This is a genomic window from Yersinia sp. 2553 StPb PI, assembly GCF_052217105.1.
GTDB lineage: Bacteria > Pseudomonadota > Gammaproteobacteria > Enterobacterales > Enterobacteriaceae > Yersinia > Yersinia enterocolitica_E.
Genome location: NZ_JAZGPX010000002.1, coordinates 871,402 through 896,549, shown reverse-complemented (window position 1 = coordinate 896,549; position 25,148 = coordinate 871,402). Strand labels below are relative to the sequence as shown.

The window sequence follows — 25,148 nt, the reverse complement described above, 5'->3', positions numbered from 1 at the left end:
ACCCCGCATTGCGGGGTTTTTTTTGTCATCAATGATAACAAACCAGGCCACATCTCTTTTCTTAATGGCTCTATATCAATATCAACTTTTATCTAATTCATACCAAGACAGGTTAAATCTCTTTACCGAGAATATCCTGTAAGTCCTGTTTCAAAGATGACATCTGGTTGGCATATTTCTCTTTACGCTCAGCATCTTCAATTAACTGCACCACTGTATCTGACAGAGTATTGCCACGGCGCCGGGCTAGAGCTGCCAAACGCTGCCAAACCAGAAATTCCAGATCGATCGACTTTTTGCGCGTATGCTGATGCTCAGCATTGAAATGGCGCTTACGTCTGGCGCGGATAGTCTGCTTCATCCGCGTCGCCAGTTGTACGTTCATATGAGTGTCAATCCACTCCAGCACCTTTACTGGTTCACTTTCCAGTTTCATCAATTGCTCTACTGCGTCTGTAGCTGCACTGTTTTCAATGTGGCGGGTAATGGCTTCACCTTCACGGTGTTTTTTTACCAAATACGCCCATTTCCAACCACTTTCCAGATTTTCCAGTTGTTGATATTTCATCGTGAGCTCTTTAGTGACCGTGTAACTTAAGTCAAGCATAACAGTTTTACGCAGAATTTCACCCTACTAAAAGCCTATGATTAGTTTGTTTTTTGTACGGAATACTGCCGATGTCTTACTCCTTGCTACCAACTGCCACTCTACGTATATGCAGCCTGCTTTATTCTTGTATAATCGCCCTTTCCCTTTTTGACGATTGCATCTATTACTTTGACCAATAACCGACTTGAATGGCAGTCAATGCTGCCGAACGCAACGCCCTATGAAGCGTTATTTACTACTGCCTCCCAGTTGGAGCCGGTTTCTTTCTCGGCGATTCAGCCCCGGTTAGAGAATGGCATGACGCTATTTTGTCATCCACAATCTCAACCGCGTTTTATGCTGATTAAAGCACAGGAGAGTACTGAGTATCTGGCATTGATCGCGCAGGCAGTTAAAGAGCTGCAACCTGAAGCCTCTGCCGTGTTTGGTGGCGATTATCAGATTGATACCAATCTAGTGACCTGGCAGCCGGCACAACGTGGTGACGAGCCTTTTGCGGCACATTCACGCTGTCTCTATCAGGAATGGATAGAACCAGAACAACTGTTTGGTTGTGTTAGATGGCATAAAGATCAAATCAGTCTGCAACCCGGCTTGGTTCATCAGGCTAATGGCGGCATATTGATCCTGTCAGTACGGGCATTACAAGCTCAACCACTGATGTGGCTGCGTCTGAAACAGATGATTGTCCAGCAGCGCTTCGATTGGTTGTCACCTGATGAAACTCGCCCTCTGCCAGTACACATTCCCTCTATGCCACTGGATCTGCGCCTGATTCTCGTTGGCGACCGTCTGGGCCTTGGCGATTTCCACGATATGGAACCCGAGTTAGGTGAATTGGCTATCTATGGCGAGTTCGAAGTCGAGCTGCCGCTGGTCGATATCGATGGCATGACCCTATGGTGTGGCTATATCAATGCGTTATTGCAGGAAAAGCAGTTGCCATCTTTATCTGCCGATGCCTGGCCAGTTCTGTTTCGTCAGGCAGTGCGCTACAGCGGTGATCAGGGCAGTCTGCCGCTGTGCCCAGTATGGCTAACTGGCCAGTTGGCAGAAGCAGCGCTGTATGCTGAAGAAGAGTCAATTACAGCCAATGCGCTGGACATTGCCTTGAATGCCCGTGATTGGCGTAATAGTTATCTTGCTGAGCGGATGCAAGATGAGATTGAACTAGGGCAAATTTTGGTTGATACCGAAGGGTTAGTCGTCGGTCAGATTAATGGTTTGTCGGTACTGGAATACCCAGGTCACCCTTATGCTTTTGGCGAACCTGCACGTATCAGTTGTGTGGTTCACTTGGGTGATGGCGAGTTTGTTGACGTTGAACGTAAAGCAGAACTGGGCGGTAATCTACATGCTAAAGGCATGATGATTATGCAAGCATTCTTGATCTCAGAATTGGAACTTGATCAGCCGCTACCCTTCTCGGCTTCGATTGTTTTTGAGCAATCCTATGGTGAGGTCGATGGTGATAGCGCATCACTGGCCGAGCTTTGCGCCTTGATCAGTGCCCTTTCGCAGCAGCCTATCAACCAGCAAATTGCGGTCACAGGCTCTGTTGATCAGTTTGGTAATGTGCAGCCTATTGGCGGCGTAAATGAAAAGATCGAAGGCTTCTTCGAAGCTTGTCAGCGTCGCGGGTTGACGGGCACTCAAGGGGTGATTCTACCGACGACCAATGTCCGTCATTTATGCCTGAATCAGGCAGTGATTGAGGCGGTACAAAATGGTCAGTTCCATCTCTGGGCGGTTGATAGCGCCGCTGAAGCACTGCCGTTATTGACAGGCATGGTGTATGCCGACGAGCAGCAACCAAGCCTGTTAGGTATAATTCAAGAGCGAATCTCACAGGTTAATCCGCAGGACAGACACCGTTGGCCTTGGCCATTACGCTGGCTAAACTGGTTCAACCAGGGCTGATCGGACTTGCTCAGCGTACAGGTGTACGCTATTCTGCGCACTTCACTAAAATAAGGCTTACTGAGAACATGGTAGATAAACGCGAATCCTATACAAAAGAAGACCTTGAAGCATCAGGCCGTGGCGAACTGTTTGGCGCTGGCGGACCACCATTGCCAGCAGGCAATATGTTAATGATGGACCGTGTCGTCAAGATGACAGAAGACGGCGGTACCTATGGCAAAGGTTATGTGGAAGCGGAACTGGATATCAATCCAGATCTATGGTTCTTCGGTTGCCACTTTATCGGTGATCCTGTAATGCCAGGCTGCTTGGGCCTTGATGCTATGTGGCAATTGGTTGGGTTCTATCTTGGCTGGCTAGGTGGCGAAGGCAAAGGCCGCGCGCTGGGTGTCGGTGAAGTTAAATTCACCGGTCAGGTACTGCCTGAAGCCAAGAAAGTAACATATCGTATTAATTTTAAACGCGTTATTATGCGTAAATTAATTATGGGTGTCGCGGACGGTGAAGTTTTGGTTGATGGCAAAGTGATTTACACTGCCACCGACTTGAAAGTCGGTCTGTTTAAAGACACCAATACTTTCTAATATCTGTTATCCCTGTGCAGGGGCAGTTACTCCCCTGCACCATAATAATGATGCCACGAGGCATTTTTTTTAACCCAAGTGACTACAATAAATGTAGTCACCTGTTGAATGTTAATTTTCAGCCCACGCTCAGCCAAAGCCACAATAATGATGTGAGGAATGGAATGCAAAGAACCCGCCTTGAAGACATGCCTTGCCCGGTTGCCCGCTCTCTTGAACGCGTCGGCGAATGGTGGAGCATATTAATCATCCGCGATGCCTTTCAGGGGTTAACGCGGTTTGATGAATTTCAGCAAAGTTTGCAGCTATCACCCACTATCCTCACCCGCCGCCTAAAGTATCTGGTGGAAAGTGGAATCCTTGAAAAGCGGCTCTATAATCCGCGTCCTGCCCGCTATGAGTATTTACTGACTGAGCGTGGCAATGATTTTTTCCCAGTGATGGCGGCACTATTCCAGTGGGGTAATCAGCATTTTGCACCACTTGGTCCTGCGGTAGTTCTCGCAGATCGCCGTACGGGTAATCCGGTAGAAACTATCTTACTGGACAGAAATACCGGGCAACCTATTTGTGCACAAGATGTCACTCTTGCGGCAGGCTCCGTCAAGAGCGATATAATTAATAAACGGTTGGCACTGATGCATGGCAAACAGTCAATAGATACCAGGTAACAGTCTCACTCAATTAAGTCTCAAAAGGAAAAACAATGAATACGCGCCGTGTAGTAATTACAGGTATGGGTGTGGTTTCCCCGTTAGGCTGTGGTAGCGAAACTGTTTGGCAACGTTTGCTGGCAGGGCAATCCGGCATCCGTATTCTGCCGGATGAGATTGTCGGTGATTTGTCAGCTAAGATTGGTGGGCAAGTGCCTACACTTGATGCAGACTCAGAAGCAGGCTTTGATCCTGATAAAGCTGTTGCGCCAAAAGATCAGAAGAAAATGGATCGTTTCATTGCGTTTGCGATGGCGGCGGCAGATGAAGCTATTACCCAAGCCGACTGGCATGCTGACGATGTAGAAAAACAGGAACGTACCGCTACCGTGATTGGTTCTGGTATTGGCGGTTTCCCTGCAATTGCCCATGCCGTACGCACCACCGACACTCGCGGGCCAAAACGCCTCTCCCCTTTCACAATACCTTCATTTTTGGTGAATTTGGCTGCGGGTCATGTTTCTATTAAACATCATTTTAAAGGGCCAATTGGCGCGCCCGTCACCGCTTGTGCGGCGGGAGTGCAAGCTATTGGTGATGCGGTGCGGATGATCCGCAACGATGAAGCGGATGTTGCCTTATGTGGTGGCGCTGAAGCCGCGATTGATAAGGTCAGTTTGGCTGGTTTTGCTGCAGCTCGTGCTCTATCAACCGGTTTTAATAGCACACCTGAGAAAGCCTCCCGTCCCTTCGACAGTGCTCGCGATGGTTTTGTGATGGGGGAAGGTGCCGGTTTACTGATTATTGAAGAATTGGAACATGCTCTCGCCCGTGGCGCACAACCGTTAGCTGAGATTGTCGGCTACGGTACCAGTGCTGATGCCTACCATATGACCTCTGGAGCTGAAGATGGTGATGGCGCATATCGCGCAATGAAGATCGCATTGCGTCAGGCTAAAATTAAGCCAGAACAAGTTCAGCATCTTAATGCGCATGCAACCTCAACTCCGGTGGGGGATCTTGGCGAAATCAATGCGATTAAACACTTATTTGGTGAAGGTAATACCTTAGCCATTACCTCAACCAAGTCAGCCACCGGGCATTTGCTGGGGGCGGCTGGCGGATTGGAAACCATCTTCACGGTACTGGCACTGCGTGATCAAATCGTGCCTGCCACTCTGAATTTGGAGAATCTGGATGCCGCGGCCAAGGGGTTGAATATTGTGGCAGGTAAAGCTCTCCCCCATGAGATAACCTATGCACTGTCAAATGGCTTCGGTTTTGGCGGGGTTAACGCGAGTATCTTGCTAAAACGCTGGGCTGAATAATTTGGTCAGACCTCGATGAGTTGACGCCAGTCAATGATTCGGGTGAGCGAATTCAGACAACAATGCTGCAGCGACAAGTACCACCGGTATTACTCAAAGTAATTGGTGTTGCAGCTAGGCGGCAAATGAGTGAATCCCGATGAGTTGGACACTAGTCAATGATTCGGGTGAGTGAATGCAGCCAACAATGCTGCAGCGACAAGTACCACCTGTATTACTCAAAGTAATTGGTGTTGCAGCTAGGCGGCAAATGAGTGAATCCCGATGAGTTGACACTAGTCAATGATTCGGGTGAGCGAATGCAGCCAACAATGCTGCAGCGACAAGTACCACCTGTATTACTCAAAGTAATTGGTGTTGCAGCTAGGCGGCAAATGAGTGAATCCCGATGAGTTGACACTAGTCAATGATTCGGGTGAGCGAATGCAGCCAACAACGCTGCGGCACCAAGTACGAAGAGTAAAAATGAAAACCTCCGCAATATGCGCATAAAGCGGAGGTGATCCCTTAGTCTGACAGAGAGCCGCTTAAGCGGTCACAGCCCTGTCCTCCATGGCTTGTCGCCAACCTCCTAACCAATGCGATCTGGCGTCTAAAGCTTGATAGGGACAAATTTCCCTTGAACGCCCTGAAATACCTGCTTGATACCCGCGTGACAACGCCCTTTCCAGGCGATCTCTTTTCTGTCTCTTCATGCCTCGTTTCCCTCATCTTTCGGTCTGGTGGAAAGAAAACAGTGACCACTTTATGTGCAGTCACAATTAAGTGATAGACCTTAGGAAACAGAAAAGCAATGCGCAAAATTCACGCCAATGTCATATTTGTGAGCTATGTCCGCTGAATTTGCTAAGTAATTGATTTGGGATAACTGAAAGCAATATATTGATATTAAACAAAAAACCCTCTTTCGCAGTAATTTTTCATTAGCAACGAAAGAGGGTTTGACTGATATTAGACTAAATTAGAACAAAATATTACTTAACGTTTTGTAACTGAGCAGCAATAACCTTGGCTTCCTGCTGCCAGCCCTGCGCCAAGGTTCGGATCAGAGCATCGTAGCCGTCTTCACTCTGTTTAAGCTCGAGATCGAATGGCTGCTTAATCAACTGTCCCTGATGTTTCAGTATCCACACACCACGAATGACGGCGCGACCATCATAGCGGCCATGGAAGCCGGTTACAGTCACATTGAGGACATCCTGATCGCTATCCAGTGGTTGTGAAGAGACCAACCAACCCGGCAGCGCATTACTCAGATTGGTTACCAAGGTTTGCTGCAACTGTTGATCCAGTGGACTGGCCCACAAGTTGTTGCTGGCAATGACATACTGTACATCATTGGTTTGGTATACCACTCCCGTCGCAGCCAGATAATCAGCAACACCAACATGTTCAATCCATAATTGCCTTGAAGCAACACTACTACTGACCGTAGCAGGTGCGCTGAGTGCCGGTAACTGATAGTAGGTTTTGCCGGGTTCGCTACTGCAAGCGCTAAGTAACAGCGCTGCGAGAACTGCCATCCATTTCATCATTTTTTGGCCTTCTTAGGCTGAGGATCCTGACTTCCTGCCGCTTCAAATACCAGCGCGTTACTCTTCTCATTCAGCGTACGCAATACTGGCTGTAATTCACGCAAGACCTGATCTAACCGTTGCATATCACCCACCATCTTGTTGTAGGCCGGTGAACCTGGCTGGAAGCCTTTCATGCTGCGATTCAACTCATTCAGGGTTTTTTGCAGATCTTTGGGGAGATCCTGCATCGCCGGGCTTGAGGTGATTGCAGTCAATGCCGCCAAGGTTTTCTGAGTTTCACGCATCGTTTTCTGACTTTCAGCCAGTGTCTTCGTGACTTCATTCACCATTGGATCCAGAGGTAGACTATTAATCTTATCCAGTGTTTGCATCAATTTCTGCTGAATTTGCGCTAAACCACCACTGACTGTGGGCAGCAATGGATAGCCCGCCACTTCCAACGGCCCTTTCCACGGTTTGGCATCTGGGTAGAAATCCAGATCAATAAACAGCGCCCCCGTCAGCAAGTTACCTGATTTCAATGAGGCACGTAGCCCGCGTTCTTTGGCTGTTTTCAATATTTGCGCAAAGTTGGTATCCGAGCCTAAATCATCGCGGAAACGGCCTGGCTCAATGCGAATAAGCACCGGAATACGGAAATCATTATCAACTCGCTGCCTCATACCTTCGGTGAAGAACGGCACATCGGCCACAGTACCCACACGAATACCACGGAACTCTACCGGCGCACCAGACTGCAAACCACGTACAGAGTCGGAGAAGAACAACAAGAAATCTTCATGTTCAGTGAACAGAGAATTTTGAATGCTGCTGCGATTATCAAACAGTTTGAATTCAGCTTTATCTGCCGTGACCGGTTTGCCCAGATCCAAACCATCAGGCACATCGAAACTTACGCCACCACTGAAAAGGGTTGCCAGCGATGCCATTTCAACTCGCATTCCTTGTGATGATAGATCGACCGCTACACCACTGTCCTTCCAGAAACGGACATTACTGGTGACCAGACTGTCATAAGGCGCACCAATAAATAACTGATAACGCATTAAGCGTGACTTGGCATCGAAGGTGCTGGTTTCTACCGATCCGACCCGGTAGCCACGGAACAATACCGGGTCGCCAGCATTCAACTGCCCAGCCTGTTCGCTGTCCAGAATGATACGCACCCCTTTAGCATCAGGTGAGGCCAGCGGTGGGGAATCCAATAAGGTGAATTCACTTAATGATTTACCTTTGCTACCCGGTTGCAGCTCAATGTAAGCACCGGAAAGTAGTGTTCCCAGGCCAGATACACCCTCACGGCCAATCTGCGGCTTCACCACCCAGAAGACGGTATCGCCATGTAACAGGGTATTCATGCCTGAGCTGAGCCGTGCCTGCACGATAACATGGTTCAGATCCTCACTCAGCGTGACCTGCTCTACGATACCGACATCCACACTACGACTTTTTATTTTTGTTTTACCTGCTTCAATACCTTCGGCATTCAGTGTGGTCAATACCACCTGTGGCCCCTGGTGGCTGAAATGATAAAACAAAATCCATGCGCCAATCAGCACAGTGACAATCGGGATGATCCACACCGGCGACCATCGCTTGATTTTTTCAATTTCCGCCACATTCTGGCTGGGATTATTGTCCGTCACCTTGCGGCTCCTTTTGGGTTGATTCACTGATTCGATCCCAGGTTAAACGAGGATCAAAGGTTAATGCAGCAAACATTGTCAGAACCACTACCATGGCAAATAGCAGTGCACCAATCGCTGGATAAATACTCATCAGTTGCCCAATACGGACTAATGAAGAGAGCACAGCAATAACAAAGACATCGATCATTGACCAACGGCCAACAAATTCCACGATTTCATAGATGAAATGCATCCGTTCAGTATCGCTATTACCTTTACCTTTTGCATCCCAACACAGCCAGGCAATCGCTAACATTTTTAACGATGGCACCATGATACTGGCGATAAAAATCACCATCGCCACCGGATAAGAACCTTCGCTCCACAAGAAAATGACCCCCGCCATAATGGTAGAACCCATTTGACTCCCCAGACTTTCGGTAATCATAATCGGCATCAAATTAGCCGGAATATAGAGCAGAATCGAGGTGATCAATAGGGCCATTGTCCACTGCAAGCTATGGCGACGACGAACATAGCCATGAGTATGGCAGCGCGGGCATTGCACCTGGGATTGCGGCAAAATTGCGGTACAACAAGAACAGGATCGCAACCCCTGACGCAAACCAGTACGGCCCGCAACCAACGGGAGCTTCAGTTCAGGAGCCGGGGCAATATCCTGCCACATCCAATGACGATCGACACATTGGAAGGCGCGGACTTGTAATACACAAAATAGGCAATAGGGGATAAAACTGCTGCCAATACCGATGTCGCCATACGCCATCAGTTTGACAAAGCTCACCAGCACACCGGCGAGGAAGATCTCAACCATGCACCAGCTTTTAAATTGGAATAACGCTTTCGCTATTGCGGCTTTCAAGTGGGCTGGCATCCGCACCCGCAGGCAAAGCAGGATGATGGCTACCATACAGAATGCCGGTATCAACTGAACCAGTACCATAAATAACGTTGCCATGCTGGCATAGTTATCTGACACCATGACTCTGGGTATTTGGAGTAAGGTAATTTCGCTGGTGATCCCGGCCACACGCATGTTGACGAACGGAAACATATTAGCCAGTAATAGCATAAATAATGCGCTAACCGCGTACCCCACAGGGCGCTTGCGTGGCTCATCCCACCTGGTAGTCAGTGTGGTTTTGCAACGCGGACATACCGCTTTAGTGCCATAAGGCAGGGAGGGTAAGGCCACTGACATGTCGCACTGCCGGCACAGGATGACATTCCCTGACTGCCCGCCGTGTTTAGGCTCAATAACAGAATACAATATCTATGTCCTTACGGCTGGCCTGTATATCCCTTCATCTTTCAACATGCAGATGGTTGGCTGTTCCGTTACTCCGCCATCCATGGTTCTCGCCTCTATCAGGCCGCTGCAAGCTACCTTCCTGCACGTTGAAATCTATTGGGTATTGTTGAACACCGTTCTATCAAGAGACTTACTATAACAATAGACATAATATCGTATTGCACGTCATCTGGTAGAACGGCGGTTACACATTTTTAACCGTTTTTCTGAGCTTCCAGCTCTTCCCAACGACCAAATGCTACTTCTAACGCCTGTTCAGCATCAGCTAATGCTTTCAAGACCTGTTGTGTCTCTTCATGCGGGCGGGAGAAAAAATCTGCGTGACCAACTTCAGCCTGTAACTCACTGATTTCATTTTCCAGTTTTTCTAGCTGTTGCGGTAACTGATCCAACTCACGTTGTAAGTTATAGCTCAACTTACCCGGGCGCTTAGCGGCGGGAGCATTACTCTTAACCGGTGTCGCAGTTTTGGTTTCTTCAACTTTAGCCGCTACCTGACGGATAGGTTTTGCCTCAGCACGTTGCTGATGCGCGTCATAATAGCCGCCAACAAAACTATTGATCTGGCCATTACCTTCAAAGATCCAACATTCAGTCACTGAGTTATCAACGAATTGACGGTCATGGCTTACCAACAGCACTGTGCCCTGATAGCTATCAACCATCTCTTCCAACAACTCCAGTGTTTCCACATCCAGATCGTTGGTCGGTTCATCGAGAATCAGCAAGTTGCTAGGCTTAAGGAATAATTTAGCCAATAACAGGCGATTACGCTCACCACCAGACAGCGCTTTCACCGGTGTCATTGCGCGTTTAGGGTGGAACAAGAAGTCTTGCAGGTAACCGAGGACATGGCGCGAGCGGCCATTTACCATCACTTCTTGCTTACCTTCTGCCAGGTTATCCATCACCGTACGTTCGGGATCAAGTTCTGCCCGATGCTGGTCAAAATAAGCCACTTCCAACTTGGTGCCACAATGTACTTTGCCGCTGTCCGCTTTAAGCTGACCGAGCATCAGTTTCAGTAATGTCGTTTTACCGCAACCATTTGGGCCCACCAGCGCGATTTTATCGCCACGCTGTACTTGTGCGGTAAAATCTTTCACTAATACTTTGCCATCAATCTGATAGTTAACATTCTCCAGATCAAAGACAATTTTGCCTGAACGCACAGTCTCTTCGACTTGCATCTTGGCTGTGCCCATCACTTCACGGCGTTCAGAACGCTCCATGCGCAGCGCTTTCAGCGCGCGCACACGGCCCTCGTTACGGGTGCGGCGCGCTTTGATACCTTGGCGTATCCACACTTCTTCCTGCGCCAGTTTGCGGTCAAATTCAGCGTTTTGCAGCTCTTCAACCCGCAGTGCTTCTTCTTTGCTGGCAAGATACAGTTCGTAATTCCCTGGCCATGACACCAATTTGCCACGATCAAGGTCGACAATACGGGTCGCCATCGCGCGGATAAAGGAACGGTCATGAGAGATAAACACGATGCTGCCCTGGAATTCTTTCAGGAAGCCTTCCAGCCAATTAATGGTTTCGATGTCCAAATGGTTGGTCGGTTCATCCAGCAGCAGCACTTTCGGCGAGCTTACCAGCGCACGGCCTAGTGCTGCTTTACGCAACCAACCACCTGACAGTGATGAAAGTTCGGCATCAGCAGATAAACCAAGTTGAACCAGCACTTCCTGAATGCGGCTGTCTAATTGCCACAAACCTTGATGGTCCAGAATCTCCTGCAATGCCGCCAGACGATTGAGGTTCTTCTCACTTGGGTCTAACTCAACCTGATGCAAGCTTGCGTGGTAGGCTTTTAAATGTTCAGCCTGTTCTTGCACGCCTTCAGCCACAAAGTCAAACACGGTACCGGCCACATTGCGTGGCGGGTCTTGTTGCAGACGCGCCACAATCAAATCTTGCTCATAAATGATGCGGCCATCATCCAGTACGACTTCTTTGCTCAAAATTTTCAATAAGGTGGATTTACCTGCGCCATTACGGCCCACCAGACAAACGCGCTCGTTTGCCTCAATATGCAATTCAGTATTATCCAATAAAGGTGCATCGCTGAACGACAGCCAGGCACCGGACATGCTAATTAACGACATAGTTTCTACTTTTCCTCGTGGCTGTGGGTGACCAGCCAACAGTTGTGGATTTGACGATTACGGGCAAAGTCTTCTGATTGTGTCTGAGCTGTTATCTCTTTCGCTTCCAGCCCTAACGCCTTTATCCCGTCCAAATCCATCTGGAAACCGCGCTTATTGTTCGAGAACATGATTGTTCCCTTACGGCGCAGTAACCGTTTAAGTTCTTTCATCAGCACTAAGTGATCGCGCTGAACATCAAAGGTGGTCTCCATACGCTTGGAGTTGGAGAAAGTCGGTGGATCAATGAAGATCACATCGAACTGCTCATCGGTGTTACTGAGCCATGAAAGGCAATCAGCCTGAATCAAGCGGTGTTGTTGGCCAGTTAAGCCATTCACCCGCAAATTCTTCTCGGCCCACTCCAGATAGGTACGCGACATATCAACCGTCGTGGTACTGCGCGCACCACCCAAGCCGGCATGAACACTGGCCGTACCGGTATAGGCAAACAGGTTAAGGAAGTCTTTACCCTGGCTCATTTTACCTAGCATCTGGCGAGCGATACGGTGATCAAGGAACAGACCGGTATCGAGGTAATCGGTCAGGTTAACCCATAGCTTGGCGTTATATTCACTCACCAGCAGGAATTCACCTTTTTGTGCCAGCTTTTCGTATTGGTTTTTGCCCTTCTGGCGCTCACGGGTTTTTAATACCAATTGATTGGATGGGAGATCCAGTACCGCAAGGGTGGCATTAATCACATCAAATAAGCGCTGGCGGGCCTTTTGCGCATCAATCGTTTTCGGCGGCGCATATTCCTGTACCACCACTTTGCTGCCGTAACGATCGACGGCCACATTATAATCAGGCAAATCGGCATCATACAGACGGTAGCATTCGATACCCTGCTGTTTGGCCCACTTATCCAGCTTTTTCACGTTTTTACGTAGACGGTTGGCATAATCTTCTGCCACCTGAACACCCGCAGCACCCTGTGGATTCGCCGCTAACTGATAGTTTTTCTGCACGCAATCCAGCGGGCCATTTTTCGCTTTAAATTCACGTTCCGCCCGCAGTTGCAGGCAACTCAGCAATTCCGGTGATGCACTGAACAGCGATAAACGCCAGCCACCAAATGCCGATTTCATGATGCGACCGAGCATATTATGCAATGCAATCAATGCCGGCTCGCTTTCCAACCGCTCACCGTAAGGCGGGTTACTGATAACCGTGCCTACCGGCCCTTCCGGCAGGGGGTTCACTAACTTACTGACATCATTGGCATTGAAGCTAATCAGCTCTGATACCCCAGCGCGGCGGGCATTAGCACGCGCCATTTCGATAACTCGTCTGTCGATGTCTGAACCGAAGAAGCGAGAAGTGGTTTCCTGCAAACCATTGCGGGCACGCACTTGCGCCTCGGTGGTCAATTCACGCCATAGCACTTCGTTGAAGGCACTCCAGGCGGTAAAGCCCCAATGGGCGCGATGCAAACCAGGGGCGCGATCAGAGGCTATCATTGCCGCTTCAATCAGCAATGTACCGGAACCACACATCGGATCGACCATCGGTGTACCTGACTGCCAGCCAGAACGCTGGATAATTGCCGCTGCCAGGTTTTCTTTCAGGGGAGCCTGACCGGTCAGATCACGGTAGCCGCGCTGATGCAGCCCTTCACCACTGAGATCCAATGCCACACTGGCCATATCCCGTTGTAGGAAAACATTCACCCGAATATCCGGTTGCTGCTTGGCAACCGTTGGGCGCTGCTCCAACTTACGGGTAAAGCTGTCAACAATGGCATCTTTTACTTTCAATGCACCGTACTGGCTGTTGCGGATTTCATCATTCACGCCGCTAAAGTGCACAGCAAAGGTTTTATCCACACCAAAAATTGACGGCCAGTCGATCGCCTGCACCCCGAGGTACAAGTCCAAATCGCTGTAAACTTTAAATTCGTTAAGCGGTAACAAGATGCGCGAAGCCAGGCGGCTCCACAGCAGGCTTTGGTACATGAGTCGATCGTCACCCTGAAAATGTACCCCACCCTGTACTATTTTACAGTCGTGAGCGCCCAGCGCTTCGAGTTCGCTTTTTAACAGTTCTTCCAGTCCACGCGCCGTGCTGGCAAACAGAGAGTTCATATCGCACTATCACCAAAAAGAAAATTGTTGCGCATTATAGCTAATCCCAGCAGCTTGTCATAAAGTTGCTCCTTCTTATTTAATACTCGCACGGAGGCAATGGTGATTACCCTCTCCCGACTCTACGTTCATCCGGTGAAATCCATGCGCGGCTTGCAGCTTTCTCATGCTCAAGTCAGCAGCAGTGGGCTGGCCTTTGACCGCGTATTTATGATTACCGAACCGGATGGCACTTTTATTACTGCGCGCCAAAATCCGCAGATGGTGTTGTTCACCCCGGCATTAATGCCGGACGGTTTATATCTCACGGCGCCCGATGGCGAGAGTGCCAGTATCCGCTTTAATGATTTTTTAGCCAATGCTGAACCGACGGAAGTCTGGGGAAATCATTTTACGGCGCTAATTGCCCCTGAGACCATCAACAACTGGCTCAGTGGCTATTTTCAGCGTGAAGTGCAATTACGCTGGCTCGGTGCACAGTTAACCCGCAGGGTGAAGCCGATGCCAGAGATTCCACTGTCTTTTGCTGATGGCTTCCCTTACCTGCTCGTTAACGAAGCATCATTTAAAGAACTACAGCAACGCTGCCCTGGCAGTATTAAATTAGAACAGTTTCGCCCGAATTTAGTCGTAACCGGTGCCAGTGCATTTGCCGAAGACAGTTGGCAGGTGATTCGCGTTGGAGATATCACCTTTGATTTGGTTAAGCCATGCAGCCGTTGTGTATTAACCACCGTCAGCGTAGAACGCGGGCGGAAACACCCAACCGGTGAGCCATTACGAACACTACAGACATTCCGAACTGCGGAAAATGGCGATATCGATTTTGGCCAGAATATGGTGGCCAGGAACAGCGGTATTATTCGGATAGGTGATGAAGTAGAAATTCTGTCAACCAAACCACCTCGGCCATACAGTGCAGGTGCCATAGTTGAAAGCCTGGCGGCACCACTTGATCAATCCAAAGCGGTATCGATTGAATATAACGGCATTCGCTTTAATGGTAATAATCAGCAGGTATTGCTGGAACAATTGGAACAACAAAATATCCGCATTCCTTATTCATGCCGGGCTGGGATATGTGGCAGTTGTAGAATTACATTAGTGAATGGCGATGTTGCACCTTTAAAACAGAGTGCCATTGGCAACGACGGAACTATTCTTTGTTGTAGCTGTATTCCCACAGGGGATATTACCCTCAGCGGTAAATAAGATAATCCCGATAAACTTACTCTCTGCACGCAGCTAACCACTTTACTGCGGTATGAAGGGGAATTATACCGCTCGGTCGAAAGCTGGGGCGGTATAAACCTCTGCAATGATAAGGGGCAACAAACGGTCATTCATTATCTTAATGGCATCACCTAATACCATCTGCCGTCCAGCTAATACCACTTGTGATTGTGCTAATAAACACAAACTTGCCGAATCACCCGACTCAACCACTAACAAGCGAACATCTTCACCACTATCCAATACTTTAACTAACGCCAACTCACCATTTTTTGGCATCAGCGCTTTAGGGTATTGTACAAAATACCAACTTTTGGGCATTAGTGGTTTTAGGAAACGAAATGCGACCAATGCATTTAACACTAATTCTGAACGTTGTTCATGGCTCAATTTAATTTGGCGACATTGATCTTCGAATTCAAAATAGAGAGCGGCATCGTCGACACAGAATGCGGATTCATCGAAAGCATCTGGGGTTAGCATTTTAGACGGGAAACGCGAGCGAAATATCATACCATTAGCTAAATCCAACATCAGTCGGTCGTGTTCGGTATCAAAATACCAACGCCATTTATCATCTGGTTTAATTCGCATATTTTTCCTTCCCGCCATGCTGCTAACATCATTGACTCAATAACTGAGTTCTTCGCCCATCAAATGGGATTAATTTCATATATCCGCATCATACTTCAAACAGCATGTGCGTTGGCGGCTCTCGTTACTCAGCCCATCCATGGAGCTCGCCTCTACGAGACCACTATAAGTCGCGTTCAAATCAGTTCACGACCACTTTGTTATTCGATTACCGGCTACCTGCAACTCACATTATTTAGGTATAGGGCTTTCGCTGTATATTTAATCTACCGGAGTAAAATATAGACGAGCCGGAGGAAGAAATAAACCCCCCGGCCAGTAATGAAGTTAAATAATTAGATATGAGTGATGATATTCTTAATCAAACCAGGCCCACGGAAGATAAAGCCGGAATAAATTTGAATCAATGAAGCACCTGCCGCCATTTTTTCGCGAGCGGCAGTAACCGAATCAATTCCACCTACCCCGATAATTGGCAGACGCCCTTGCAGCTCTTGTGATAAGCGACGAATGACTTCCGTGCTGCGTAATTGTAATGGTCGGCCACTTAAACCACCGGCTTGTTCGCAATAATTTAATCCCTGAATGAGAGAGCGATCTAACGTTGTATTAGTGGCAATAACGCCATCTATATTATGGCGAACTAAACTGTCAGCTATTTGGATCAACTCTTCCTCGGTAAGATCCGGCGCGATCTTTACTGCCACAGGAACATATTTATGATGGCGCTGATGTAATTCAGTTTGTTTATTTTTAATTGCTGCCAACAAATCATCTAACGCTTCACCATACTGCAAAGATCGTAACCCTGGGGTATTAGGTGAGGAGATATTAATCGCAATATATCCCGCGTAAGGATAAATTTTATCCATACAAATCAAGTAATCTTCTTTACCTTGCTCTACCGGGGTGTCTTTATTTTTCCCGATATTAATACCTAATATTCCGCCAAAATGTGATTTTTTGACATTTTCAATTAAGTTATCAACTCCGTGATTATTAAATCCCATCCGGTTGATCAAGCCTTCAGCCTCAACGATCCTAAACAACCTTGGCTTATCATTACCTGACTGTGGCCGGGGTGTCACCGTACCCACTTCGATAAAACCGAACCCCATCGCGCCCAGCGCATCAATACACTCACCGTCTTTATCCAGCCCCGCCGCCAAACCTAATGGATTTTTGAATGACAATCCCATACAGCTCACTGGTTTGGTTGGTACCGACTGGCGAACCAGGAATTCGAGTGGTGTGCCAGTAACACGTTTTAACTGCCGGAAAGTGAATTCATGGGCACGTTCTGGATCAAGCTGAAATAGTGCTTTTTTGACGAGTGGGTAGTACATGTGATCTCCTGACCGGCTTTCAACCTATGGATAGACGCGGGAATGGTAAATTTATCTATCAGGAAAGTAAACGATTGCTCAGTAAAGCCACGCAAAGAATCTCTTTGTTTAACTATATTGATAACAAGGTGTTAACTATTTGTAGGTCAAGAACCATAAAAAAGAGGGCATTGCTGCCCTCTGTGCTGTGAAGGTAACGTTAGTGGGCAGCGCTATTGGCTGATTCAGCCATTATGCGGCCAGTGCTTTAGTTATCTTCTCGTATAAATCACCGGACAGATTATCTAGCGTTTTAAGTTGCTCCAGCGCCTGGCGCATTAGAGCCTGACGGCCAGCATCATAACGTTTCAAGCGAATCAACGGCTCAATCAGCCGTGCAGCCACCTGCGGGTTACGGGTATTCAAATCACTGAGAATTTCGACTAGGAATTGATAACCACTGCCATCGCTGGCATGGAATGCCGCCGGATTACCCGAAGCAAAACTACCGACTAACGCACGAGTGCGATTTGGATTGCTCAAACTGAATGCCGGATGCTTAAGCAAAGCCCGCACCTGTGTCAAAACATCAGCCGCCGGACTCGTCGCTTGCAGTGCAAACCATTTATCCATAACCAAACCATCATGATTCCAACGCATATCGAAGGCTGTAAGCAACTCATCACGGCAAGGTAATTGTGCAGAGACTGCCGCCGCTAATGCGGCCAGCGAATCAGTCATATTATCCGCCTGGTGGTATTGTGACGAGACCAGCTTGTTAGCAAAATCTTCATCAGCAAAAGCCAGATAATTCAGGCAGGTATTACGCAATGCACGCTTGGCAATATCACTGTGTTCAATACGATACACAGGTGTCATATTCGCAACATATACGGCTAACAGTTCATCAGACAATGCCTGAGCCAAACAACGAGTAATAGCCTCATGAACCGCACTGATCGCCAGCGGATCAATGGTAGTAAACAGCTCTGCTATTTCATTTTCTGACGGTAAGGTCAAGATCTGCGCTGCCAGAGCCGGATCAAGATTTTCATCGAGTAATACTGCCCGGAAAGCATCCGCAACGTGAGTGGGTAAACTCAGCGGCTGTTTCTGCTGATACTTGGCAACATTAAGTTTGATATAGGTTGCCAGCAAGCTCTGGGCAGCATCCCAACGAGAGAATTCATTACGCGCATGCTGCATCAGGAAAGTGAGCTGCTGATCACTGTAGGTATAATCCAGTTTGACTGGGGCGGAGAATTCGCGCAGCAAAGAGGGGATCGGCGTATGTTCAACATTATCAAAGGTAAATGTCTGCTCAGACTCCGTCACATTCAGGACATGATGGACGGGCAAGCCGTTTTTCTGTAGCGCAATCACATTACCGTTACTGTCATATAGTTCAATATCTAATGGAATATGCAGCGGCAGTTTTTCCGGCTGGTCAGCGGTTGGTAAGGTTTTCTGGCTGACGTGCAGATGGTACTGCTGCTTCTCAGCATCATAGTCATCACGAATGGTCAGAATCGGAGTGCCGGACTGGCTATACCAGCGACGGAATAAAGAGAGATCGACATTCGATGCATCTTCCATTGCTTGTACAAAATCATCGCACGTTGCGGCACTACCATCATGGCGTTCAAAATAGAGCTGCATACCGGCCTGGAATTGTTGTTCACCCAGTAGGGTATGCATCATGCGGATAACTTCTGAACCCTTCTCATACACGGTAAGGGTGTAAAAGTTGTTCATCTCGATAACTTTGTCTGGTCGAATAGCATGGGCCATTGGGCTGGCATCTTCGGCAAACTGTGCGGCACGCATTACGCGTACGTTCTCAATTCGATTAACTGAACGTGAACCTAAATCAGAGCTGAACTCTTGATCACGGAATACCGTCAAGCCCTCTTTCAGGCTTAACTGGAACCAATCACGGCACGTGACTCGATTACCTGTCCAATTATGAAAATATTCATGTCCGATAACCGCTTCAATGTTCAGATAATCTTTATCTGTTGCTGTTTCAGCTTTTGCCAGAACATATTTAGAGTTGAATACATTCAGGCCTTTATTTTCCATCGCACCCATATTGAAGAAATCAACCGCGACAATCATATAGATGTCGAGATCGTATTCCAGACCAAAACGAGTCTCATCCCATTTCATGGAGTTCTTCAACGACGTCATCGCCCAGTCGGCACGATCTAAATTACCCCGGTCAACAAAAAGCTCTAATGCGACTTCACGCCCGGAGCGGGTAATGAACTTATCGCGCAAGACATCAAAATCACCGGCAACCAGAGCAAACAGATAACAAGGCTTAGGGAATGGATCTTGCCATTTTATCCAATGACGACCATCTTCCAGTGTCCCCTGCCCCACAGGGTTACCATTGGAAAGCAAATAAGGATAACGAGATTTGTCAGCCACGATGCGGGTCGTAAAACGGGCCAAAACATCAGGACGGTCTAAATAGTAAGTAATATGGCGGAAACCTTCAGCTTCACACTGGGTGCACAGCGCGTCACCGGAAAGATATAATCCCTCAAGTGCACTGTTGGTCGCAGGATGAATATCATTGACGATTGTCAGTGTGAAATGTGCGGGTAATTGCTCAATGACCAGCGAGTTATCCTGTAGCTGATAATGAGGCCAAACTTGCCCATCAACACTGATACTGACGAGCGTGAGATCCTCACCATTTAGAATCAACGGCGTCACATCTGCTACCTGACGTTTTACTTTACTGACCGCCGTTACCGTCGTTTTTTGCGCATCCAGTGCGAAGTCCAAATCGATATCGGTAATGGTGTAATCCGGCGATTTATAATCGTGACGGTATTTAGCTTGCGGCTGTTGTGTCATAGGAACCCTTTTGACGTCATCAGTGAATATGATTATCAGGTCTGTATTAATAGTCGTATAAGGCCAGTATCACGGCGACCAGAACATTGCTGTCAGCCCATTAGCCTTAGACTCAGATAGCTTTTTAATGTATCACAATTGTAAAAAAAACCTAGGTGAGAGCGAGTGCTATTACGGCAGATAACGCATTGAATGTGCTTTTTTCGAGCCGCCTCGCAGCTCATTTTCCTTCTTGCATTTGGTGAGCAAAATATCCGTTGATTTGCTCGGTATCGTCATTTCTGACAGCAAAATATGCCAATACCATCAGACGAAACCCGACATCATGCACATTGGCCTTCATACATTAATAAGATTGAACATAGATTCAGATCTTTTTGTCGTTGCCCCCCTAACTCATCGTTTTCTTTAACGCAAAATAGCCATCCATTCCATATAACAATAAAAAATAAGCTCAACACACTGAAGATTCAACACTTCATAATACATATTATCGATTTAACAAAAACAATAGAGACGTCGTTTTATTTAAAATAAAATTATGTTCTATTTCAATGGAGGATTGTTAAGATATTCAAATGTAAAAGGAGTTATTATGACCAGCAGAATCAATTCACGTGTCATTCATCAAGCTGCAAGAAACATTTCTCCTGTCGGAGGCTGGGCCGCTGAAGCCGGAGGAACTACCGGAGGCAGCGAAGCCACCAGTGATGATATTTATCTGGTTTTTTCGGTATCAGAACTTAGACGGGCATTATCGGAATCAGGAGAGCGGCCGAAGATAATTCAAGTATATGGTCTGATTGATGTGAGTGAAGGTCTTCCTTATCAGGACCAAGCAGACCAGAAACAGCGTGGTATTGTTTATCTCAATGCCAATACCACGTTAATTGGTGTCACCGAGAATGCGAAATTTATCGAAGGTTCAATCATTATCCAAGATGCCAGTAATGTTATCGTTCATAACATCTATATTGAGAACCCAGTAGATGTCGATCCCCAGTTTGAAGAAGGTGATGGGTGGAATGCTGAATGGGATGGTTTAAATATCATTAATTCACACCATGTCTGGATCGACCATGTCACGTTTAGTGATGGCCGTTTTACGATTGATCAATACACCGAGAAGGATTGCTGGAAGTTTGTTCAGCATGATGGCGCGTTAGATATTAAACGCGGCTCTGACTATGTCACGATTTCTCACTGCCGTTTTGAATTACATGACAAAACTATTTTGATTGGTCATAGCGATAGTAATGCTGAGCAAGATGCAGGAACCATGCACGTTACATTCTTTAATAATTACTTTACGCGGATAATCCAGCGTACTCCGCGAGTTCGTTTCGGCAGCATACATCTCTATAATAATTTATTTGAGCAAGATAAATCAGATCCTATATATCCCTACGAATACAGCTATGGCTTGGGTTATCAGTCTAGTATTTTATCAGAGAAAAATATATTTTTGGTTAATGACCTTACGGCTGAATGTCGGGTAATGAAGGCGTTTAATGGCGGCGATAAAGTTAATGATGACAGCTCGACTTTTAACCATATCCTTGCTGAACTCAACAATTGTGGGTTTGACGCTGATATCGGCTGGGTCCCACCCTATGCCTATGATGTTGTAGCGCTTAGCCAAGAATTCACCGACCATATCCGCAATCAAGCGGGATCGGGTCTACCCTACGGCCATCTTCCCTGATCGTACTTATCTAAGTCGATGTCTAAACATATAGTATGATGTTTGCTATTTCCCCACATTGCTCTGCGTTGATTGTGATATCTCAATGATGGGGAAATACCCGCACCAGGCTGCCAAGGTGACCTCTGATAACTAACAGGAAACAAAGATTTACCTTTTGTTGCTCGGTAGTGCAATTTAATAACCCTATATTTTATAAGTCAATTTATCCTTTATTCGCTAAACAGTTAAAAATCTGACCTTCAGGGCCAACACCACTAAAGAAAATAACCGTTTCACTGATAATGGCACGTTTAATCCTAGACCTGTGATTAGCATTTATGGTGTGATGAGACTTCAATAACAGGATAATACCGGTATACTCCTGCGACTTTATAGATTATGTCCAAAGTAATTGGTGTTGCCGGTCGGCGGCCAGTGAACGCATTACGATGAGCTTACATAAGTAGGTCATTCGGGTGAGTGAACGAAGCAGCCCTGACAACTTCAAGTACCAAGGGTATATGCTGACTGCGGAAAATGCTCCTACGAGGATGCTGTATAGCGCCATGACCCAAGACGCCTCACCGATTTTGACTTCACTGCTTGATACGGATGCTTATAAGCTCCATATGCAACAAGCCGTGTTCCATCGCTATCGCCATATTACCGTTGCCGCTGAATTCCGCTGCCGTGGTGATGAGTTGCTGGGCGAATATGCCGATGAAATCCGCCATCAGATAGCGCTAATGAAACAATTAGCGTTAACCGATGATGAGTTTACCTACCTCTCGGGGTTACCCTTCTTTCAAGATGATTACCTCAATTGGTTGCGGGATTTTCGTTTTAACCCTGAGCAGGTCACCGTATCCAATAATGACGGTAAATTAGATATTCGGATTGCCGGTTTATGGTGCGAAACGATTTTATGGGAAGTCCCTTTGCTGGCGGTGATCAGTGAAATCGTTCATCGGCGCCGGTCAGTCGGTGTCACAACAGCCGAGGCCGTCACGCAACTGCGCAACAAACTTCAGCAGTTTAAGATTCTCAGCGCGGATATCGATATTAGTCATTTCAAGCTAATGGATTTTGGCACCCGTCGCCGTTTTTCACGCGATATACAGCATGCTATTGTCAGCAGCTTAAAAGATGAGTTCCCCTATATTGTAGGTACCAGCAACTATGATTTAGCCCGCAACCTGGCATTAGCTCCGGTCGGTACTCAAGCCCATGAATGGTTCCAGGCTCATCAGCAGATAAGTCCGATACTGGCCAATAGTCAGCGCGTGGCACTTCAAGTCTGGTTAGATGAGTACCCAAATCAACTTGGTGTCGCACTGACTGACTGACTGTATTACCATGGATGCCTTCTTGCGCGATTTTGATGAGACATTCGCCAATCGCTATCAAGGATTGCGCCATGACTCAGGTGACCCGGTAGAATGGGGTGAAAAAGCTATCGCCCATTATGAAAAGCTGGGTATTGACCCAATGAGTAAAACATTGGTGTTCTCAGATAATTTAGATCTGGAAAAAGCGTTGTCACTCTATCGCCATTTCTATCAACGAATTAAATTGGTGTTCGGTATCGGTACCCGTTTAACTTGTGATATTCCCGGCGTTAAACCGCTCAACATTGTCATTAAACTGGTTGAATGCAACAACAAGCCGGTCGCAAAGCTCTCGGATAGTCCGGGTAAAACTATCTGTCAGGACCCGGCTTTTGTTGATGAGTTACGCGAAGCATTCGCCCTGCCGTTAGTCAAAAAGGCCAGTTAGTATCGGCCTGCATAATGAGGGTTCGTCGGGGCGTTAATATAGCCCGGCGAGCCACTTCACTTAGCCGTTTTCCCCTCACAACCACTTCCCAATTAAACCCAGCTCTGATTTGTGCCGCCTTTATTAAGGATAACGACAGAAATGTTGCACTGATCTGGTGATTTCTACTTGTGTCCTGCACTGCCGCAAGTAACATAGCAACATCCCCATTTGGTTGGGTTGTTAACTATTTCTATATCAAAACTATTAAAGAGAGAAATCTATGAGCGTAGTGCCTGTAGTCGACGTACTGCAAGGCCGTGCTGCGGTTGACAGTGAAGTCACCGTACGCGGTTGGGTGCGTACCCGGAGAGATTCTAAAGCGGGTATCTCCTTCGTTGCCGTTTATGACGGTTCCTGCTTTGACCCGTTACAGGCCGTCGTGAATAATGCTTTGCCTAATTATCAGGATGAAGTACTGCATCTGACTACCGGCTGCTCAGTAGAAGTCACTGGAACAGTGGTGGCATCACCAGGTGAAGGCCAGAGCTTTGAAATTCAGGCAACTGCTATCAAAGTGGTCGGCTGGGTTGATGATCCCGATACCTATCCGATGGCGGCAAAACGTCACAGCATCGAATACTTGCGCGAAGTGGCTCACTTACGCCCACGTACAAACCTGATTGGTGCTGTTGCCCGTGTCCGCCACACCTTAGCGCAGGCAATTCACCGTTTCTTCGATGAAAACGGCTACTTCTGGGTTTCTACCCCACTGATCACCGCTTCAGACACCGAAGGTGCTGGTGAAATGTTCCGTGTGTCGACGCTGGATCTGGAAAACTTGCCACGCACGGATACTGGAGCTGTCGATTTCAGCGAGGATTTCTTCGGTAAAGAAGCATTCCTGACGGTATCCGGTCAGTTGAATGGAGAAACCTACGCCAGTGCATTGTCCAAAGTTTACACTTTCGGCCCCACTTTCCGGGCAGAAAACTCCAACACTAGCCGTCATTTGGCGGAGTTCTGGATGGTTGAACCTGAAGTCGCATTTGCTTCTTTAGATGACGTCGCCGCATTAGCCGAGAAAATGCTGAAATATGTTTTCCAGGCTGTGCTCAATGAACGTGCTGATGACATGAAGTTCTTTGCTGAGCGGGTAGATAAAGACGCGGTAGATCGCCTACAACGTTTTGTCACCTCTGATTTTGCTCAGGTTGATTACACCGACGCTATCGAGATTTTGCTAGCATCGGGCCAGAAATTTGAAAATGACGTGTCATGGGGCATAGATTTGTCTTCTGAACATGAGCGTTATTTGGCTGAGAAACACTTTAAGGCACCGGTAGTGGTTAAAAACTACCCGAAAGACATTAAAGCTTTCTATATGCGGATGAACGAAGATGGCAAAACCGTTGCAGCGATGGATGTATTAGCGCCGGGAATTGGTGAAATCATCGGGGGTTCACAACGTGAAGAGCGCTTAGATGTGTTGGACGCACGTCTGGAAGAGATGGGCCTCAATAAAGAAGATTATTGGTGGTATCGTGATCTGCGTCGCTACGGTACGGTACCGCATTCAGGATTTGGCCTTGGATTTGAACGATTGATCTCCTATGTAACAGGGGTGCAAAACGTTCGGGATGTCATCCCATTCCCACGCACGCCGAGAAATGCCAGCTTCTAAGTTCGTCATTTCGAAAAAAAATGTTTATTTGTATAAATAAAAGCCAGCTCAGCTGGCTTTTGTCATTTTTTAAAGTTCGATCTAAGTCACAAAGTTCCCCAGTATTTACATTTAGTAACACATAGTATCTCAATGAAACACATTCAGGTAATTGGTAGCATTTTCGGTGTG

Annotated in this window: 17 protein-coding genes and 1 pseudogene; 8 read left to right on the top strand and 10 right to left on the bottom strand. The window is 47.3% G+C overall.

Features of this window, described 5'->3' with window-relative positions:
* Nucleotides 1–112: 112 nt before the first annotated feature.
* Nucleotides 113–568: a macrodomain Ter protein MatP gene (matP, locus tag V2A84_RS05305; RefSeq protein ID WP_083158469.1), complete on the bottom strand. Its 456-nt coding sequence runs from the start codon at nt 566–568 to the stop codon at nt 113–115.
* A 210-nt stretch (nt 569–778) separates the two neighbouring features.
* On the opposite strand from matP, the gene V2A84_RS05300 reads away from it, so the two are divergent.
* The 4 genes from V2A84_RS05300 to fabF all read left to right on the top strand — a co-directional run bounded on the left by V2A84_RS05300 (nt 779) and on the right by fabF (nt 5,098).
* Nucleotides 779–2,530, top strand: coding sequence for an AAA family ATPase (locus V2A84_RS05300; protein ID WP_193784635.1), 1,752 nt, complete (start codon nt 779–781; stop codon nt 2,528–2,530).
* Nucleotides 2,531–2,598: 68 nt separating this feature from the next.
* Nucleotides 2,599–3,117, top strand: coding sequence for a bifunctional 3-hydroxydecanoyl-ACP dehydratase/trans-2-decenoyl-ACP isomerase (fabA, locus tag V2A84_RS05295; protein ID WP_083158467.1), 519 nt, complete (start codon nt 2,599–2,601; stop codon nt 3,115–3,117).
* A 164-nt stretch (nt 3,118–3,281) separates the two neighbouring features.
* Entirely contained in the window at nt 3,282–3,788 is a 507-nt protein-coding gene (locus V2A84_RS05290) for a winged helix-turn-helix transcriptional regulator (RefSeq protein ID WP_083158466.1), read from the top strand.
* 35 nt (nt 3,789–3,823) lie between these two features.
* Nucleotides 3,824–5,098, top strand: a complete 1,275-nt coding sequence (fabF, locus tag V2A84_RS05285) for a beta-ketoacyl-ACP synthase II (protein WP_083158465.1) — start codon at nt 3,824–3,826, stop codon at nt 5,096–5,098.
* A gap of 527 nt (nt 5,099–5,625) precedes the next feature.
* On the opposite strand, the gene rmf is transcribed toward fabF, so the two are convergent.
* The 6 genes from rmf to rlmKL form a co-directional block, all read right to left on the bottom strand.
* The gene (rmf, locus tag V2A84_RS05280; RefSeq protein WP_005170911.1) at nt 5,626–5,793 is read right to left on the bottom strand and encodes a ribosome modulation factor; all 168 of its coding nucleotides are present in this window, start codon (nt 5,791–5,793) and stop codon (nt 5,626–5,628) included.
* Between the two features lie 279 nt (nt 5,794–6,072).
* Nucleotides 6,073–6,633 carry a membrane integrity-associated transporter subunit PqiC gene (pqiC, locus tag V2A84_RS05275; RefSeq protein WP_083158464.1) on the bottom strand — a complete coding sequence of 187 codons (561 nt, stop codon included), beginning with the start codon at nt 6,631–6,633 and terminating at the stop codon, nt 6,073–6,075.
* Complete coding sequence (pqiB, locus tag V2A84_RS05270) at nt 6,630–8,282, bottom strand: intermembrane transport protein PqiB (RefSeq protein WP_193784634.1); 1,653 nt, start codon at nt 8,280–8,282, stop codon at nt 6,630–6,632. Before pqiB ends, pqiC begins: the two co-directional genes overlap by 4 nt.
* The gene (pqiA, locus tag V2A84_RS05265) at nt 8,269–9,555 is read right to left on the bottom strand and encodes a membrane integrity-associated transporter subunit PqiA (protein ID WP_083158463.1); all 1,287 of its coding nucleotides are present in this window, start codon (nt 9,553–9,555) and stop codon (nt 8,269–8,271) included. The genes pqiB and pqiA overlap by 14 nt, the downstream gene beginning before the upstream one ends.
* A 236-nt stretch (nt 9,556–9,791) precedes the next feature.
* Nucleotides 9,792–11,705, bottom strand: a complete 1,914-nt coding sequence (locus V2A84_RS05260; protein ID WP_083158462.1) for an ABC transporter ATP-binding protein — start codon at nt 11,703–11,705, stop codon at nt 9,792–9,794.
* A gap of 5 nt (nt 11,706–11,710) precedes the next feature.
* Nucleotides 11,711–13,831, bottom strand: coding sequence for a bifunctional 23S rRNA (guanine(2069)-N(7))-methyltransferase RlmK/23S rRNA (guanine(2445)-N(2))-methyltransferase RlmL (gene rlmKL / locus V2A84_RS05255; RefSeq protein WP_083158461.1), 2,121 nt, complete (start codon nt 13,829–13,831; stop codon nt 11,711–11,713).
* 99 nt (nt 13,832–13,930) lie between these two features.
* Here rlmKL and V2A84_RS05250 point away from each other — a divergent pair, with 99 nt between their 5' ends.
* Nucleotides 13,931–15,043: a YcbX family protein gene (locus tag V2A84_RS05250; RefSeq protein ID WP_083158460.1), complete on the top strand. Its 1,113-nt coding sequence runs from the start codon at nt 13,931–13,933 to the stop codon at nt 15,041–15,043.
* Nucleotides 15,044–15,106: 63 nt separating this feature from the next.
* Here V2A84_RS05250 and V2A84_RS05245 read toward each other — a convergent pair whose 3' ends face one another.
* From V2A84_RS05245 to pepN, 3 genes are all read right to left on the bottom strand, one after another.
* On the bottom strand, nt 15,107–15,658 hold the full coding sequence (locus V2A84_RS05245; protein ID WP_083158459.1) for a cell division protein ZapC: 552 nt from the start codon (nt 15,656–15,658) through the stop codon (nt 15,107–15,109).
* A 335-nt stretch (nt 15,659–15,993) separates the two neighbouring features.
* The gene (gene pyrD, locus V2A84_RS05240) at nt 15,994–17,004 is read right to left on the bottom strand and encodes a quinone-dependent dihydroorotate dehydrogenase (RefSeq protein WP_005184626.1); all 1,011 of its coding nucleotides are present in this window, start codon (nt 17,002–17,004) and stop codon (nt 15,994–15,996) included.
* Between the two features lie 231 nt (nt 17,005–17,235).
* The gene (pepN, locus tag V2A84_RS05235; protein ID WP_083158457.1) at nt 17,236–19,851 is read right to left on the bottom strand and encodes an aminopeptidase N; all 2,616 of its coding nucleotides are present in this window, start codon (nt 19,849–19,851) and stop codon (nt 17,236–17,238) included.
* Between the two features lie 595 nt (nt 19,852–20,446).
* On the opposite strand from pepN, the gene V2A84_RS05230 reads away from it, so the two are divergent.
* The 3 genes and pseudogenes from V2A84_RS05230 (at nt 20,447) to asnS (ending at nt 24,977) form a co-directional block, all read left to right on the top strand.
* Nucleotides 20,447–21,556, top strand: coding sequence for a pectate lyase family protein (locus tag V2A84_RS05230; protein ID WP_442848642.1), 1,110 nt, complete (start codon nt 20,447–20,449; stop codon nt 21,554–21,556).
* A 548-nt stretch (nt 21,557–22,104) separates the two neighbouring features.
* Nucleotides 22,105–23,314: pseudogene (gene pncB / locus V2A84_RS05225) on the top strand (nicotinate phosphoribosyltransferase).
* Between the two features lie 262 nt (nt 23,315–23,576).
* Nucleotides 23,577–24,977: an asparagine--tRNA ligase gene (gene asnS / locus V2A84_RS05220; RefSeq protein ID WP_083158454.1), complete on the top strand. Its 1,401-nt coding sequence runs from the start codon at nt 23,577–23,579 to the stop codon at nt 24,975–24,977.
* Nucleotides 24,978–25,148 lie beyond the last annotated feature (171 nt).